11 protein-coding genes are annotated in these 12,929 nt (G+C 60.3%); 4 read left to right on the top strand and 7 right to left on the bottom strand.

Annotation, left to right across the window (positions count from 1 at the left end):
- Positions 1–17 precede the first annotated feature (17 nt).
- A complete protein-coding gene (locus AC07Y2_RS21845) occupies positions 18–806 on the bottom strand; it encodes an SDR family NAD(P)-dependent oxidoreductase (RefSeq protein WP_103386869.1) in 789 nt (262 codons plus the stop codon).
- A 39-nt stretch (positions 807–845) separates the two neighbouring features.
- Complete coding sequence (locus AC07Y2_RS21850; RefSeq protein WP_103386870.1) at positions 846–1,946, bottom strand: alkene reductase; 1,101 nt, start codon at positions 1,944–1,946, stop codon at positions 846–848.
- A gap of 148 nt (positions 1,947–2,094) precedes the next feature.
- Between AC07Y2_RS21850 and AC07Y2_RS21855 the strand changes: the two genes are divergently transcribed.
- Positions 2,095–2,691, top strand: coding sequence for a TetR/AcrR family transcriptional regulator (locus tag AC07Y2_RS21855; RefSeq protein ID WP_178082873.1), 597 nt, complete (start codon positions 2,095–2,097; stop codon positions 2,689–2,691).
- A 126-nt stretch (positions 2,692–2,817) separates the two neighbouring features.
- On the top strand, positions 2,818–3,438 hold the full coding sequence (locus AC07Y2_RS21860) for a TetR/AcrR family transcriptional regulator (protein ID WP_103386872.1): 621 nt from the start codon (positions 2,818–2,820) through the stop codon (positions 3,436–3,438).
- Between the two features lie 25 nt (positions 3,439–3,463).
- Here the strand turns inward: AC07Y2_RS21860 and AC07Y2_RS21865 are convergent, their stop codons facing one another.
- Positions 3,464–4,924 (bottom strand): efflux transporter outer membrane subunit, encoded by a 1,461-nt coding sequence (locus AC07Y2_RS21865; protein WP_103386873.1) that lies wholly within the window; start codon positions 4,922–4,924, stop codon positions 3,464–3,466.
- Positions 4,925–5,114: 190 nt separating this feature from the next.
- Here AC07Y2_RS21865 and AC07Y2_RS21870 point away from each other — a divergent pair, with 190 nt between their 5' ends.
- Both AC07Y2_RS21870 and AC07Y2_RS21875 read left to right on the top strand, forming a co-directional pair.
- Complete coding sequence (locus AC07Y2_RS21870) at positions 5,115–6,224, top strand: efflux RND transporter periplasmic adaptor subunit (protein WP_103386874.1); 1,110 nt, start codon at positions 5,115–5,117, stop codon at positions 6,222–6,224.
- Entirely contained in the window at positions 6,221–9,310 is a 3,090-nt protein-coding gene (locus tag AC07Y2_RS21875; protein WP_103386875.1) for an efflux RND transporter permease subunit, read from the top strand. Before AC07Y2_RS21870 ends, AC07Y2_RS21875 begins: the two co-directional genes overlap by 4 nt.
- A gap of 127 nt (positions 9,311–9,437) precedes the next feature.
- Here the strand turns inward: AC07Y2_RS21875 and AC07Y2_RS21880 are convergent, their stop codons facing one another.
- From AC07Y2_RS21880 to AC07Y2_RS21895, 4 genes are all read right to left on the bottom strand, one after another.
- Positions 9,438–9,905, bottom strand: a complete 468-nt coding sequence (locus AC07Y2_RS21880; RefSeq protein WP_039772200.1) for a hypothetical protein — start codon at positions 9,903–9,905, stop codon at positions 9,438–9,440.
- Between the two features lie 107 nt (positions 9,906–10,012).
- Positions 10,013–11,014, bottom strand: a complete 1,002-nt coding sequence (locus tag AC07Y2_RS21885; RefSeq protein ID WP_103386876.1) for an NAD(P)H-quinone oxidoreductase — start codon at positions 11,012–11,014, stop codon at positions 10,013–10,015.
- Positions 11,015–11,347 (bottom strand): carboxymuconolactone decarboxylase family protein, encoded by a 333-nt coding sequence (locus AC07Y2_RS21890; RefSeq protein ID WP_074690879.1) that lies wholly within the window; start codon positions 11,345–11,347, stop codon positions 11,015–11,017.
- 11 nt (positions 11,348–11,358) lie between these two features.
- Positions 11,359–12,795 carry an NAD-dependent succinate-semialdehyde dehydrogenase gene (locus AC07Y2_RS21895; RefSeq protein WP_039772206.1) on the bottom strand — a complete coding sequence of 479 codons (1,437 nt, stop codon included), beginning with the start codon at positions 12,793–12,795 and terminating at the stop codon, positions 11,359–11,361.
- Positions 12,796–12,929: the final 134 nt, after the last annotated feature.

Genomic DNA, 12,929 nt, shown 5'->3' on the forward strand with positions numbered 1-12,929 from the left:
TGCTCGCTAGCAAAAAATCACTGTGGCGTCTGATAGCGCTGGGCAACCGCAGACTGGCGAATTTGCCCCAGCAGGCCCTGGCGTGCGCCCTGCAGGTCATCCCAGCGCTCGGCCTCGTGCAGCGGCGGGATGGTCACAGGTTCGCGACGATCGAAACCGACCAGTGCGGCATCCACCAGATCACCCACTTCCATGATTTCGCTCAGGGTGTTGATGTCGACGCCGGAGCGATCCCAGATTTCCGTGCGAGTGGCGGCGGGTAGCACGGCTTGCACATAGACACCTTGCGGCGACAGTTCCAGGCTCAGTCCCTGGGACAGGAACAGCACGAAGGCCTTGGTCGCACCGTAGACGCTCATGCCGAATTCCGGCGCCAGGCCCACCACCGAACCGATGTTGATGATTGCGCCGTCGCCGGCCTTGGCCAGGCGTGGGGCGATGGCGCTGGCGAGCCGCACCAGCGCCGTGGTGTTCAGGGCAACCAGTTGCGCGACGCTGTCGGTGCTTTGATCGACGAAGTGGCCGGACAGCGCGGCGCCGGCGTTATTGACGAGAATGCCGATGCGGGCGTCGTCGCGCAGGCGGCTTTCAACGGTGGTCAGATCGGCGAGTTGGGTCAGGTCTGCCGGGATGACATCGACGGCGACGTCGTGCTCGCTGCGCAAGCGCGCTGCCAGTGTGTCCAGGCGAGCCTGATCGCGGGCGACCAGTACCAGATCGTGACCACGTCTGGCGAAGCGTTCGGCATAGACGGCGCCAATGCCGGTGGAGGCGCCAGTAATGAGAACAGTAGGGCGAGTGTTCATGGGGTATCTCTCTTTCAGGAGGTGAGAAACAGAACGCGCTCAGCTTGCGCTGACGCTTGATTCAGCCAGCGTCGGGTAGTCGATGTAGCCCGCCGCGCCGCCACCGTAGAGGGTGGCGGGATTGAACGCGGACAGCGGCGCGCCCTGCTTCAGGCGCTCCACCAGATCCGGGTTGCCAATGAACGGGCGACCGAAGGCGATCAGGTCGGCCTGGTCTTCGGCGAGCCGCGCGTTCGCCAGGTCCAGGTCATAGCCGTTGTTGGCGATATAGGTGTTTTTGAAGCGCTGGCGCAGGGCGCCAAAATCGAAAGGCGCCACGTCGCGCGGGCCGCCGGTCGCGCCTTCGACCACGTGTAGGTAAACCACACCGAGGGCGTCGAGTTGCTCGACGACGTAATTGAATTGCGCCTGCGGATCGCTGCTGGATACGCCGTTGGCTGGCGACACTGGAGACAGACGCACACCGGTGCGATCCGCGCCGATCTCATTGACGACCGCCGCCGTCACTTCGAGCAACAGACGCGCACGATTTTCAATCGAACCGCCGTAAGCGTCGGTGCGCAGATTGGCGTTGTCCTTGAGGAATTGATCCAGCAAGTAGCCGTTTGCACCGTGAATCTCCACGCCATCGAACCCGGCCGCGACCGCGTTGGCCGCGGCCTGGCGGAAATCGGAGACGATCCCCGGCAGTTCGTCGAGTTCCAGCGCGCGGGGTTCGGAAACGTCTTCAAAACGGTTGTTGACGAACACTTTGGTCGCGGCACGCAGCGCAGACGGGGCCACCGGTGCGGCGCCGTTTTCTTGCAGGTCAACGTGTGAAACGCGGCCGACATGCCACAGCTGCAGGAAGATTTTTCCGCCCTTGGCGTGAACCGCATCGGTGACCGTGCGCCAACCGTCTATCTGCGCCTGTGTGTAGATCCCGGGGGTGTCCTGATAACCCTGACCCTGTCGGGAAATCTGCGTCGCTTCGCTGATCAGCAAACCGGCGCTGGCGCGCTGGCTGTAATAGATCGCCGCGAATTCGCTCGGGACAAAGCCCTGGCCCGCGCGGTTGCGTGTCAGCGGCGCGAGAACAGCGCGGTTCGACAGCGTGAGACTGCCTAGCGTGTAAGGGGAGAAAAGAGTCTGTTTGGTCATCTGATGAATCTTCCGTGCCCGTGAATGGAGATCGGTGGGTGTGAAATTAGGATGATGATCGAAATCTAAACTGTCAACGGTTTTGATTATGGGCGACATCTATGTATCATCGGACGTAGGAATTCCCGCTAAACACGAGGTATTGCACGTGAGAGTGACCAAGGCCCAGGCGCAGGCCAATCGAGAACACATCGTTGAGACGGCCTCAGAGCTGTTCCGTGAGCGTGGCTTTGACGGCGTCGGTGTGGCGGATCTCATGGCGGCTGCCGGTTTCACCCATGGAGGCTTTTACAAGCACTTCGGCTCGAAGGCCGACCTGATGGTCGAAGCTTCGGCCTGCAGTCTCGGCAAATCGTTGACAGGTGCCCAGGCGCTCGATGTCCCCGGTTTCATCAACGTTTATGTGAACAGAGAACATCGCGACGGACGCGGAAGCGGTTGCACGATGGCCGCACTGTGTGGCGACGCGGCGCGTCAGTCGGATGATGTGAAAGCCACGTTTGCCGAAGGCATTGAACGCACCCTGCAAACTCTGGGGGAAAAATATCCGACAGGGCCGGATGCCGCGGAGGGCGAGGGGAGGAAGAAAATGATCGACTTGCTGTCGCGTGCGGTCGGCGCAATTGTCTTGTCACGCGCCTGTCCGGATGATTCCGCCTTGGCGGATGAAATCCTTGAGGTATGCCGCGCCGAAATGTTTGCTTCATTGCCGGTGTTGCCGGTCGATGAAGTGGAAACGCCGTAGAAGGGCCGATCCGCGCTGTTCGATGACTTGAACGTCGGCGCGTTTTCAGCCAGTCGGATTTTTGTGAAATATGTACGCTATTGGTCACGATTTGTAAGACCTCGACAGGCTGAGTAAGCTACGCCCATGAATCAGCCATCCATATCTTCGCCCGGCCCACGTGGCCCAGTCGATCACGAGATTCGTGATCAGATTGTCGCGGCAGCCAATGAACACTTCAGCCAATACGGCTATGGCAAAACCACGGTTTCCGATCTGGCCAGGGCCATCGGTTTTTCCAAGGCGTACATCTATAAATTCTTTGATTCCAAGCAGGCGATCGGCGAAGCGATCTGCTCAAATTGTCTGGGGCAAATGGTTGCAGCGGTCGAACAGGCTGTTAACGCAGAGGCGATTTCGCCGACCGAGCGTTTACGCCGGCTGGTGAAGACCGTGATTGCCACGGGTGTGGACCTGTTCTTCAATGATCGCAAGCTTTACGACATCGCGGCATTCTCGGCAGCGGAGCGTTGGCCAAGTGCTCAGGTGTATGAGGAGCAGATCAAGCGCTTTATCTTCGGCATCGTGCGTGAAGGGCGGGAGCTCGGAGAGTTCGAGCGCAAGACGCCGCTGGACGAGACCGTCGAGGCGATTCATCTGGCCTTGCGCCCCTTCGTAAACCCGTTGCTGCTGCAGCACAATCTCGATTTTATCGAGGTTGCGCCCACGCTCACCTCCAACCTCATTCTGCGCAGCCTGATGCCCTGACCTGAAAGCGATCTGGTGGTGCTGCTCAGCGTGCCGCTACAGGTTGTGATTCAGTGGGTTGCCAGCCCCCGCCCAGCGACTTGAATACCGCCACCGCCGCACGGGCCGATTCCGTCCGCGCCTGCGCTCTGGCGTCGGAGGCCTGTAGCAATGTTTCGTCGGCGTGCAGGACATCGATCAGGCTGGCGGTGCCTTTTTCATAGGCGGTGAACGAGGACTGGCGTGCTTGAGTCAGCGCCGCTTCGCCGCCAGTCAGGGTCGTGGTCTGGGTTTGCCGATTCACCAGTGAGGACAGCGCGTTCTCTACATCTTCGGTGGCGCGCAGTACCGACTGGCGATAGGCCGCCAATGCTTCAGATTCCTGACCTTTGGCCTGATCGATCCGGGCGTTGATGCGTCCGAAGTCAAATAGCCGCCAGCGCAAACCCAACACACCGGCAGATTGGCTTGCGCCGCCGGTGAAAAGATTGCCGCCGGATACGGCTGTCGCGCTGCCGAGCAAGGCGCTGAGGGAAAATTTCGGGTAGTACTCGGCAATCGCTTCACCGATACGCGCGTTGGAGGCCGCAAGACGGCGTTCGGCCACGATCAGATCCGGTCTGCGCCGCAGCAGATCTGCCGGTGTGCCCAGTGCAGTCAGCGACGGCACATCGGGAATCTCGCCCTCACGTGCCAGTTGCGTGCGGTGAGTGCCGGGAGGCGTGCCGAGCAGCACGTCCATCGCATTCATGGCTGCCTCCAGACCGCTTTGCAGTACCGGAACGGTCGCCTCGACTTGCGACAACTCGCCCTCGGCCTGGCGCACCTGATACTCCGCGGCCAGACCCTTGCCGTAAAGTAACCGGACCTTTTCCAGCAACGCACGCCGGGTATCGACTTGCCGGTTGGCGATATCCAGCCGCGCCTGCAATCCGCGCAGGGTGATGTAGATGTCGGCCGTTTGCGCAGCGATCGCCAACCTCGTCGCCGTGACACCCGCTGCTGAGGCCTGATACTCAGCCAGTGCCGCCTCACGCCCGCGGCGCAGTCCGCCAAAAACATCGACTTCCCAGCCCGCCTCGAAGTTGACCTCGTAGGCATTGCCATAGCGGTCATAGCCGGGTGTTGAATTCAACACCTGGCCCAAAGGTGTCTCGACGGACTGATAAGCGCGTGCCGCCTGTGCGTTGATGTTCGCCGAGGGCAGCAATGCTGCATTTGCGGCGCCCAGTCCGGCCTTGGCCTGGGTGACGCGCGCCGAAGCCTGTGCCAGATCCAGATTCTGCTGCAAGGCCTGGTCGATGAGGTCGGTCAGCAGCGGATCATTGAAGCTTTCCCACCAGGCGGCAAGGCTGTCCGGTGTCGATCCGGATCGTGGTTCGACAGCAGACTGCCCCAGGTAATGATCTGAAAGCGGGGCGTCCGGACGATGGTAATCCGGACCCACCGCACAACCTGCCATGAGGCTGGCGGTAACTAAAAGAGCAATCGGGCGCAGGGGAGGCATCGGCGTTCCTTAACGAGATTTTCGTGACCATATTACGTAATGGTCACAATGTGTCAATTAAGGCTTGAAAAGGAAATCACGGCATAAATGATAAAACCGGAGCGTCGAATACCTCATGCAATGTGACTGTTGACGATGTTGGTCACAAGGATGAGAATATGATGATCATCCTATTTCAGTAAGAGAACCTATGCGCCGGCTCCGAACGTTCCCCATTGCCGCATGCCTGTTGCCGCTCGCCCTGGCGGCGTGCGGTGATTCCTCATCCGTTGCAGACCCGCGCACACAGGCGCCTCTGGTCAGGTTCACCGCCGTTCAGGCTGCGGCTGACGGTTCTCGCACCTTCACGGGAGTGGTGACTGCGCGCATTCAGGGCGACCTGGGGTTTCGCGTTTCGGGCAAGGTGCTCGAGCGTCTGGTTGACACGGGGCAGAGCGTCAAACGCGGTCAGCCGCTGATGCGGCTCGACCCCATCGACTTGGGGTTGCAGGCACGCGCGCAGCAGGAGTCGGTCATCGCCGCACGGGCCCGCGCCAGGCAGACAGCCGATGACGAAGCCCGCTATCGCACTCTGGTCAGCGCCGGCGCCATTTCCGCATCGGCCTACGATCAGATCAGAGCCGCCGCAGATACCGCCAAGGCCCAACTCAGCGCCGCTGAAGCGCAAGCGGACGTTGCCCGCAACGCTTCCGGTTATGCGGTGCTGGTTGCCGATGCCGACGGCGTTGTGGTGGAAACACTCGCCGAACCCGGACAAGTCGTCAGCCCTGGACAACCGGTGGTTCGATTGGCGCGGGCAGGGCAGCGCGAGGCCATCGTGCACTTGCCCGAGACCTTGCGCCCCGCAGCAGGATCCACTGCGCAAGCCACGCTCTATGGCGACGCCTCGGGTGCTGTTACCGCGAAACTGAGGTTGCTTTCGGATTCGGCGGACCGCACGACGCGTACGTTCGAGGCGCGCTATGTACTGGAAGGCGCGCTGGCCAATGCGCCGATAGGTTCGACAGTCACCCTCAGAATCGCCGAGGGTTCGACACCTGCCGCATCGTTGCAAGTGCCTGTTGCCGCTCTTTACGACGCCGGTAAAGGTCCTGGCGTGTGGATCATCGCCGGCACACCGCCAACCGTGACCTGGCGACCGGTTCAAGTGTTGGGGTTGAGCGACGATTCAGCGCGAGTCGCTGGCGATCTCCGGGTCGGCGAACAGATTGTGGCGCTGGGCGCTCACCTGTTGCGCGAAGGTGAAGGAGTAAGAATGCCCGTGCCTGATGCGGCGACCGTTGCCGGGAGTCGTCCATGAGCGAGGGCCGATTCAACCTTTCTGCCATCGCCGTTCGCGAGCGTTCGATCACGGTCTTTCTGATTTTCCTGATCGCCGTTGCCGGCACCCTGGCGTTCTTCCAGCTGGGGCGTGCCGAAGATCCTCCGTTTACGGTCAAGCAGTTGACCGTCATCACGGCGTGGCCGGGGGCGACCGCACAGGAGATGCAGGATCAGGTCGCGGAGCCACTGGAAAAACGCCTGCAAGAACTCAAATGGTACGACCGCTCGGAAACCTATACGCGGCCAGGGCTCGCTTTCACGATGGTCTCGTTGCTCGATAGCACGCCGCCCTCGCAAGTGCAGGAAGAGTTCTATCAGGCGCGTAAAAAACTCGACGATGAAGCGATCAAGTTGCCGGCGGGCGTCATCGGGCCGATGGTCAACGACGAGTATTCGGACGTGACCTTTGCGCTGTTCGCCCTGAAAGCCAAGGGCGAGCCGCAGCGTCTGCTGGTCCGCGATGCGGAGTCCATGCGCCAGCGCCTGTTGCATGTGCCGGGTGTGAAGAAGGTCAACATCATCGGCGAACAAGCCGAACGGATATTTGTTTCTTTCTCGCATGACCGGTTGGCGACTCTGGGCTTGTCGCCGCAGGACATCTTCGCCGCGCTGAACAGTCAGAACGCACTGACCCCGGCCGGATCAATCGAAACCAGCGGGCCGCAGGTTTTTCTGCGTCTCGACGGTGCGTTCGACAAGCTGCAAAAAATCCGCGACACCCCTGTGATCGTGCAGGGGCGGACACTCAAGTTGTCTGATGTGGCGACGGTCGAACGCGGTTACGAAGACCCGGCCACCTTTCTGGTGCGCAATAACGGCGAAGAGGCGCTGTTGCTCGGTGTGGTGATGCGCGAGGGCTGGAATGGCCTTGATCTGGGCAAGGCGCTGGATGCCGAGACCGTCAGGATCAATGAGGAAATGCCCTTGGGCATGAGCCTCTCCAAGGTCACCGACCAGGCGGTGAATATCGACTCCGCCGTTGGCGAGTTCATGGTCAAGTTCTTTGTCGCGCTGCTGGTGGTCATGCTCGTCTGCTTTCTGAGCATGGGCTGGCGTGTCGGCGTGGTGGTCGCCGCTGCGGTGCCGTTGACCCTGGCGATCGTGTTTGTGGTGATGGCGGCCACCGGCAAAAACTTTGATCGTATTACCCTGGGGTCGTTGATTCTGGCGCTCGGGCTGCTGGTCGATGACGCGATCATTGCCATTGAAATGATGGTGGTGAAAATGGAGGAGGGCTACGATCGCATCAAGGCGTCTGCCTATGCCTGGAGCCACACGGCGGCGCCGATGTTGTCCGGAACCCTGGTGACGGCGATCGGTTTTTTGCCCAACGGTTTCGCTCAGTCCACGGCCGGCGAATACACCAGCAACATGTTCTGGATTGTGGGCATCGCTCTCATCGCTTCATGGGTCGTGGCGGTGGCGTTTACTCCTTATCTGGGCGTGAAACTGTTGCCGGACATCAAGGCAGTCGAGGGTGGACATGCGGCGATCTACAACACGCCGCGATACAACCGCTTCCGTCGGGTTCTGACCCGGGTCATTGCGCGCAAATGGCTGGTCGCGGGCATGGTTATTGTGCTGTTCTTCGTGGCGGCGGCGGGCATGGGCCTGGTGAAGAAACAGTTCTTCCCGACCTCTGACCGTCCCGAAGTCATGATCGAGGTGCAAATGCCCTACGGCACCTCCATCGAGCAGACCAGCGCCACGGCCGCCAAGGTCGAAGCCTGGCTGCGCCAGCAGGATGAGGCGAAAATCGTCACGGCCTATATCGGTCAGGGGGCGCCGCGTTTCTTCCTGGCGATGGCGCCGGAACTGCCCGATCCGTCGTTCGCCAAGATCGTGGTGCTGACCGACAGTCAGGAAGCGCGGGAAACCCTCAAGTTGCGTTTTCGTGACGCGGTCGCTCAAGGGCTCGCCCCGGAGGCGCGTCTCAGGGCAACGCAAATCGTGTTTGGTCCTTACTCGCCGTTTCCGGTGGCCTACCGGGTGATGGGGCCTGATCCGGCCAAGTTGCGGGTGATCGCCGAGCAGGTGCGGGGCGTGATGCAGGACAGCCCGATGATGAGAACCGTGAACACTGATTGGGGCCCGCTGACGCCGTCGTTGCATTTCAACCTGGATCAGGACCGTCTGCAGGCAGTGGGGCTGACATCGACTGCGGTTGCACAACAATTGCAGTTCCTGCTCAGCGGAGTACCGATTACGGCGGTGCGCGAGGATATTCGTTCAGTACAGGTCATGGGGCGGGCAGCGGGCGATGTCCGGCTCGATCCACAGCAAATCGAAGGCTTCACCCTGGTCGGTGCGTCGGGGCAGCGGGTCCCGTTGTCGCAGATAGGCGAGGTCGATGTGCGCATGGAGGATCCGATCCTGCGCCGGCGTGATCGCACCCCGACCATCACCGTGCGCGGCGACATTGCCGAAGACTTGCAGCCACCGGACGTTTCCAGTGCGCTGCTGAAGCAACTGCAGCCGATCATCGAGAAACTGCCTTCCGGTTACCGGATCGAGCAGGCGGGTGCGATCGAAGAGTCCGGCAAGGCCGGCAAGGCGATCCTGCCGTTGTTGCCGATCATGATCGCCATGACCCTGGTCATCATCATTGTGCAGGTCCGTTCGATCTCGGCGATGATCATGGTGTTCCTGACCTCGCCGTTGGGCTTGATTGGCGTGGTGCCGACACTGCTGATCTTCAATCAGCCGTTTGGCATCAATGCGCTGGTCGGGTTGATTGCACTGTCGGGGATCCTGATGCGCAATACGCTGATTTTGATCGGTCAGATCCATCACAACGCGCAAGAAGGGCTGGATCCGTTTCACGCTGTCGTCGAAGCCACGGTGCAACGTGCGCGACCGGTACTGTTGACGGCCCTGGCGGCGATCCTGGCGTTCATTCCCCTGACACACTCGGTGTTCTGGGGGACGCTGGCCTATACCCTGATTGGCGGTACGCTCGTCGGCACCGTCATGACGTTGGTGTTCCTGCCCGCGATGTACTCGATCTGGTTCAAGATCGGTCCCGACGCCAGGGCGCGGGCTGCAATAGTCAAACCGATGTAGCGATAAATGCAGGAAATCGAGGCCCGTTCTGGCGGACCTCTTTGTCCGCGCACGTGAACAGCCTGGCGCTATTGGCTCGTCATTTCCAAACCCCGGAAACGTCCGCGTGAGCCCTTGGTGCCAGAGCTTATGAAATCGTGTACCAGTGGAAATGGATGTACTCGTCTTCATACTCCGCGAACAGTGAAACGATGAAATCCGTCTTCATTGAGTACATCAACAACGCTCCGACAAAACCTGTCGGCTCATGCAGCGGTTGCTTGAGCGGAGCAATCAAATCAATCGTCCGATCCACAATCATCTGATTGAAAACAGCTTCCGGGATTTTCTCAAACTTGGCGTCGGATACGTGTTGCGGGAAACGGCTGTCACTTTCAGGTCGCCAATCCAGGTACTCCGCCTGGAGCCAGAATTTCAGTCCGTCTTCACCATGCCGTTTGGGTGCGCGAGTTATTCTGATGGTCTCCTGCGACTCAGAATATCGAAAGGCGTCGTTTGGATAGGTGACGTAGTAGAGACCGCGACATTCACTTCGTGCAGCACTACAAATCTGCTGGTCACTCGATAGTTGATCGAAATCGCTTCTGTCGAACATGTAAATACCTGCGGTTTACTTCGTGCAATTGGGCTGGAGCGCGCGATGTTAGCAAAATAGTCTTGCCGATTTTTCCAGGAGGCGTCTTCACCCCGTTTTGGCCAGACTCAAAGCAAGTCTTCAGGCTGCATCGTCAGAATGATTTTCCCGACGTTCTCGGAAGACTCCATTCGGCGGTGAGCATCGGCAGCCCGTGATAACGCAAACGTGCTATCGACGACAGGCTCAAGGCTTCCGGCCCCCTCAAAGCGATCAAGCCAGTGCTCGCGGAAGCGCTTGATCATGTCGTGCTTCTCCGGCTGCGTACGCGACTTCATCACCGTACCGATGATTTGCAAATGGCGGTAAAGAATGTCGTCCAGCGCTACGGTCACGTTGCCGCCTGCGCCGAGGATGCCCACTTGCACCAGGCGACCGCCCTTTGCAAGGGACGCAATGTTGCGTGCGAAGTAGGGCGCCCCGATAAAGTCGATGATGACATCGACGCCGCGCCCCTGGGTTTTGGCGGCGATTACGTCAGCGAAATCCTGCGTCTTGTAGTCGATCGCCACGTCAGCGCCCAAATGCTCGACACGCGCCAACTTGCTGCCGTCGGTCGTCGCATACACCGTGGCACCCGTAGCGTACGCCAGCTGCACCGCGGCCGACCCGACGCCGCCGGCGGCCGCATGAATCAACACTGAATCGCCGGCCTTGAGCCGAGCCAGATGCATCATCGCTTCATGGGCCGTGACGAAGACCTCGGGAATGGCTGCCGCGTGTACATAGTCAAGCTGCGCCGGGACGTGCATGGCCATGCGGTAATCGATGCGTGCCAGTTCGGCGTAGGCACCGCCACCGACCACGCCCATGATTCGATCTCCTGCTTCGAATCCCGTCACCGCGCTACCTTTCCCGATCACTTCGCCGGCGATTTCCAGACCGATGATCATTGAGTCGCCGAAATTAGGACGGCCGTACCCACCGGTCCGGTGAGTCAGGTCCGCACGATTCACCCCGGCGGCATAGACACGTACCAGAAGGTCGTCAGGACGGACTTCAGGGCTGGCAACTTCTACGAGTTCGAGGACGTCTGGCGCACCAAACGCTCTGATGTCGATGGCTTTCATTCAGTTGTTCTCCGTTGCGCTGAACGTGGCGTTGGCGATCGCCGATGCGGTGATCGCGCCGGGGAAACCCACGTAAAAAGCCAGGTGGGTGATCGCTGCCGCCAGTTCGTCTTGGGTTACACCGTTGCCAGCCGCGCGGCGTAAGTGGGCAGGCAACTCTTCCGAATGACCACCGGCAATCAACGCCGCTACGGTGATCAGGCTACGGTCGCGCGGGGACAGCGCCGGATCGCTCCAGATTTGCGGATATAGTGTCGAGTCCACGAATTGCGCCAGCTTTGGCGTGAACGCGCGCGCGGCTTCGCGAGGACTGTTGAAATTGATCCTGGACATGGGCGAGCTCCTTAAACCTGGCTGATGAATTTGTGGGTGAGATAGTGCTCGATACCTTCAATGCCACCTTCGGAGCCGTGACCGCTCTCTTTCATCCCGCCGAAGGGGAGCTCGGTAGCAACGATGCGGTATTGGTTGATCCCGATCATCCCGGCCTCCAATCCGTCCGCGACGTCAATGGCCGTGCGAGCGCTGGTGGTGAACGCATAGGCAGAGAGGCCGTAGGGCAGGCGGTTGGCTTCTTTCAAACCATCTGCCAGTTCATCGAACGGCATCAGCACGGCGATAGGGCCGAAAGGCTCTTCGTGCATCACGCGGGCATCCATCGGCACATCCGCCAGAACCGTGGGTTGGAAGAAGTAGCCTTCGCCTGACAAGGCTTCACCACCCACCAATACCCGTGCACCTTTTTCGACGGCGTCGGCGACCAGTTCTTCCATCTTTGCCAATTGCCTTGGGTTGGCCAACGGTCCGACCTGGGTGTCAGGATGCAAGCCGTCGCCGATCCGCAGGGCCTGGGTCGCAGCGACAAAGTGATCAACGAAGGCTTGATAGGCACCACGCTGGATCAAAAACCGAGTGGATGAAATGCACACTTGCCCGGTCCCGCGAAACCGATTGGCGACACCTTCGATGGCGGCTTTTTCAATGTCGGCATCTTCGAATACCAGAACCGGTCCGTGCCCACCCAGTTCGAGGGTGATGGGCTTCACGCCTTCAGCCGCTCGTGCGGAGAGCAGGCGCCCGATGGGCACCGAACCGGTGAACGTCACTTTGCGAATGATCGGCGAGGCGATCAGATGGCTGGACACTTGATCCGGTACGCCAAAGACCACTTGCAGCACACCCTTGGGCAATCCTGCATCATCGAGTGCACGCGCCAGGGCCAGCGCTGTGGAGGGGCTTTCTTCACCTGGCTTGAGAATGACGCTGCAACCCGCGGCCAGCGCTGCCGCGAGTTTGCGTGCCGGGGTGATGGCCGGGAAATTCCAGGGCGTGAATGCGGCCACCGGGCCGATGGCCTGGCGTTTGACCAGTTGCAGCACGCCTGGTCGATTGGCCGGGACCACACGGCCGTCGATGCGCCGGGCACTTTCGGCGAACCATTCGAAATACTCCGCCGCGCGGGTCACTTCATCCAGGCTTTCACCCAGCGGTTTGCCTTCCTCCAGGGTCATCTGCGCAGCAATCTGCGGTGCACGTTCGAGGATCAGGTCGGCGGCACGTTTGAGAATTTTTGCGCGTTTGTCGGGCACGGTCTGGCGCCATTGCTCGAAGCTCAGGCGAGTCACTGCCAGGGCGTGATCAAGGTCGCCTGCGGTGGAGAGTGGGACGCGTCCGATTTCCCGGCCGGTTGCCGGATTCACGACGGCGGCAGTCTCGCGCCCTTCGGCGTTGAGCCATTCACCACCGATGAAAAGATAAAGCGGATCGTAGGAAGTCTTCATGATGTGGCCTTCAGTTGGTTGTGAGATTCGTATGAAGCTCGGTGCCTGATGGGCTGTACTGCAAAGCCAGATCAGGAAGCTTGTGCAACCAAGTCTATGGAAGGAGGGCCCGTTGATTTAGTCGGGCCCAAGGG

Source organism: Pseudomonas sp. GW456-12-1-14-TSB6 (genome assembly GCF_059424205.1).

Bases quoted from the DNA above. Each gene is read 5' to 3' on its own strand.
- AC07Y2_RS21845 (WP_103386869.1), bottom strand. From the start codon at position 806: ATGAACACTCGCCCTACTGTTCTCATTACTGGCGCCTCCACCGGCATT.
- AC07Y2_RS21850 (WP_103386870.1), bottom strand. From the start codon at position 1,946: ATGACCAAACAGACTCTTTTCTCCCCTTACACGCTAGGCAGTCTCACG.
- AC07Y2_RS21860 (WP_103386872.1), top strand. From the start codon at position 2,818: ATGAATCAGCCATCCATATCTTCGCCCGGCCCACGTGGCCCAGTCGAT.
- AC07Y2_RS21865 (WP_103386873.1), bottom strand. From the start codon at position 4,924: ATGCCTCCCCTGCGCCCGATTGCTCTTTTAGTTACCGCCAGCCTCATG.
- AC07Y2_RS21870 (WP_103386874.1), top strand. From the start codon at position 5,115: ATGCGCCGGCTCCGAACGTTCCCCATTGCCGCATGCCTGTTGCCGCTC.
- AC07Y2_RS21875 (WP_103386875.1), top strand. From the start codon at position 6,221: ATGAGCGAGGGCCGATTCAACCTTTCTGCCATCGCCGTTCGCGAGCGT.
- AC07Y2_RS21880 (WP_039772200.1), bottom strand. From the start codon at position 9,905: ATGTTCGACAGAAGCGATTTCGATCAACTATCGAGTGACCAGCAGATT.
- AC07Y2_RS21885 (WP_103386876.1), bottom strand. From the start codon at position 11,014: ATGAAAGCCATCGACATCAGAGCGTTTGGTGCGCCAGACGTCCTCGAA.
- AC07Y2_RS21890 (WP_074690879.1), bottom strand. From the start codon at position 11,347: ATGTCCAGGATCAATTTCAACAGTCCTCGCGAAGCCGCGCGCGCGTTC.
- AC07Y2_RS21895 (WP_039772206.1), bottom strand. From the start codon at position 12,795: ATGAAGACTTCCTACGATCCGCTTTATCTTTTCATCGGTGGTGAATGG.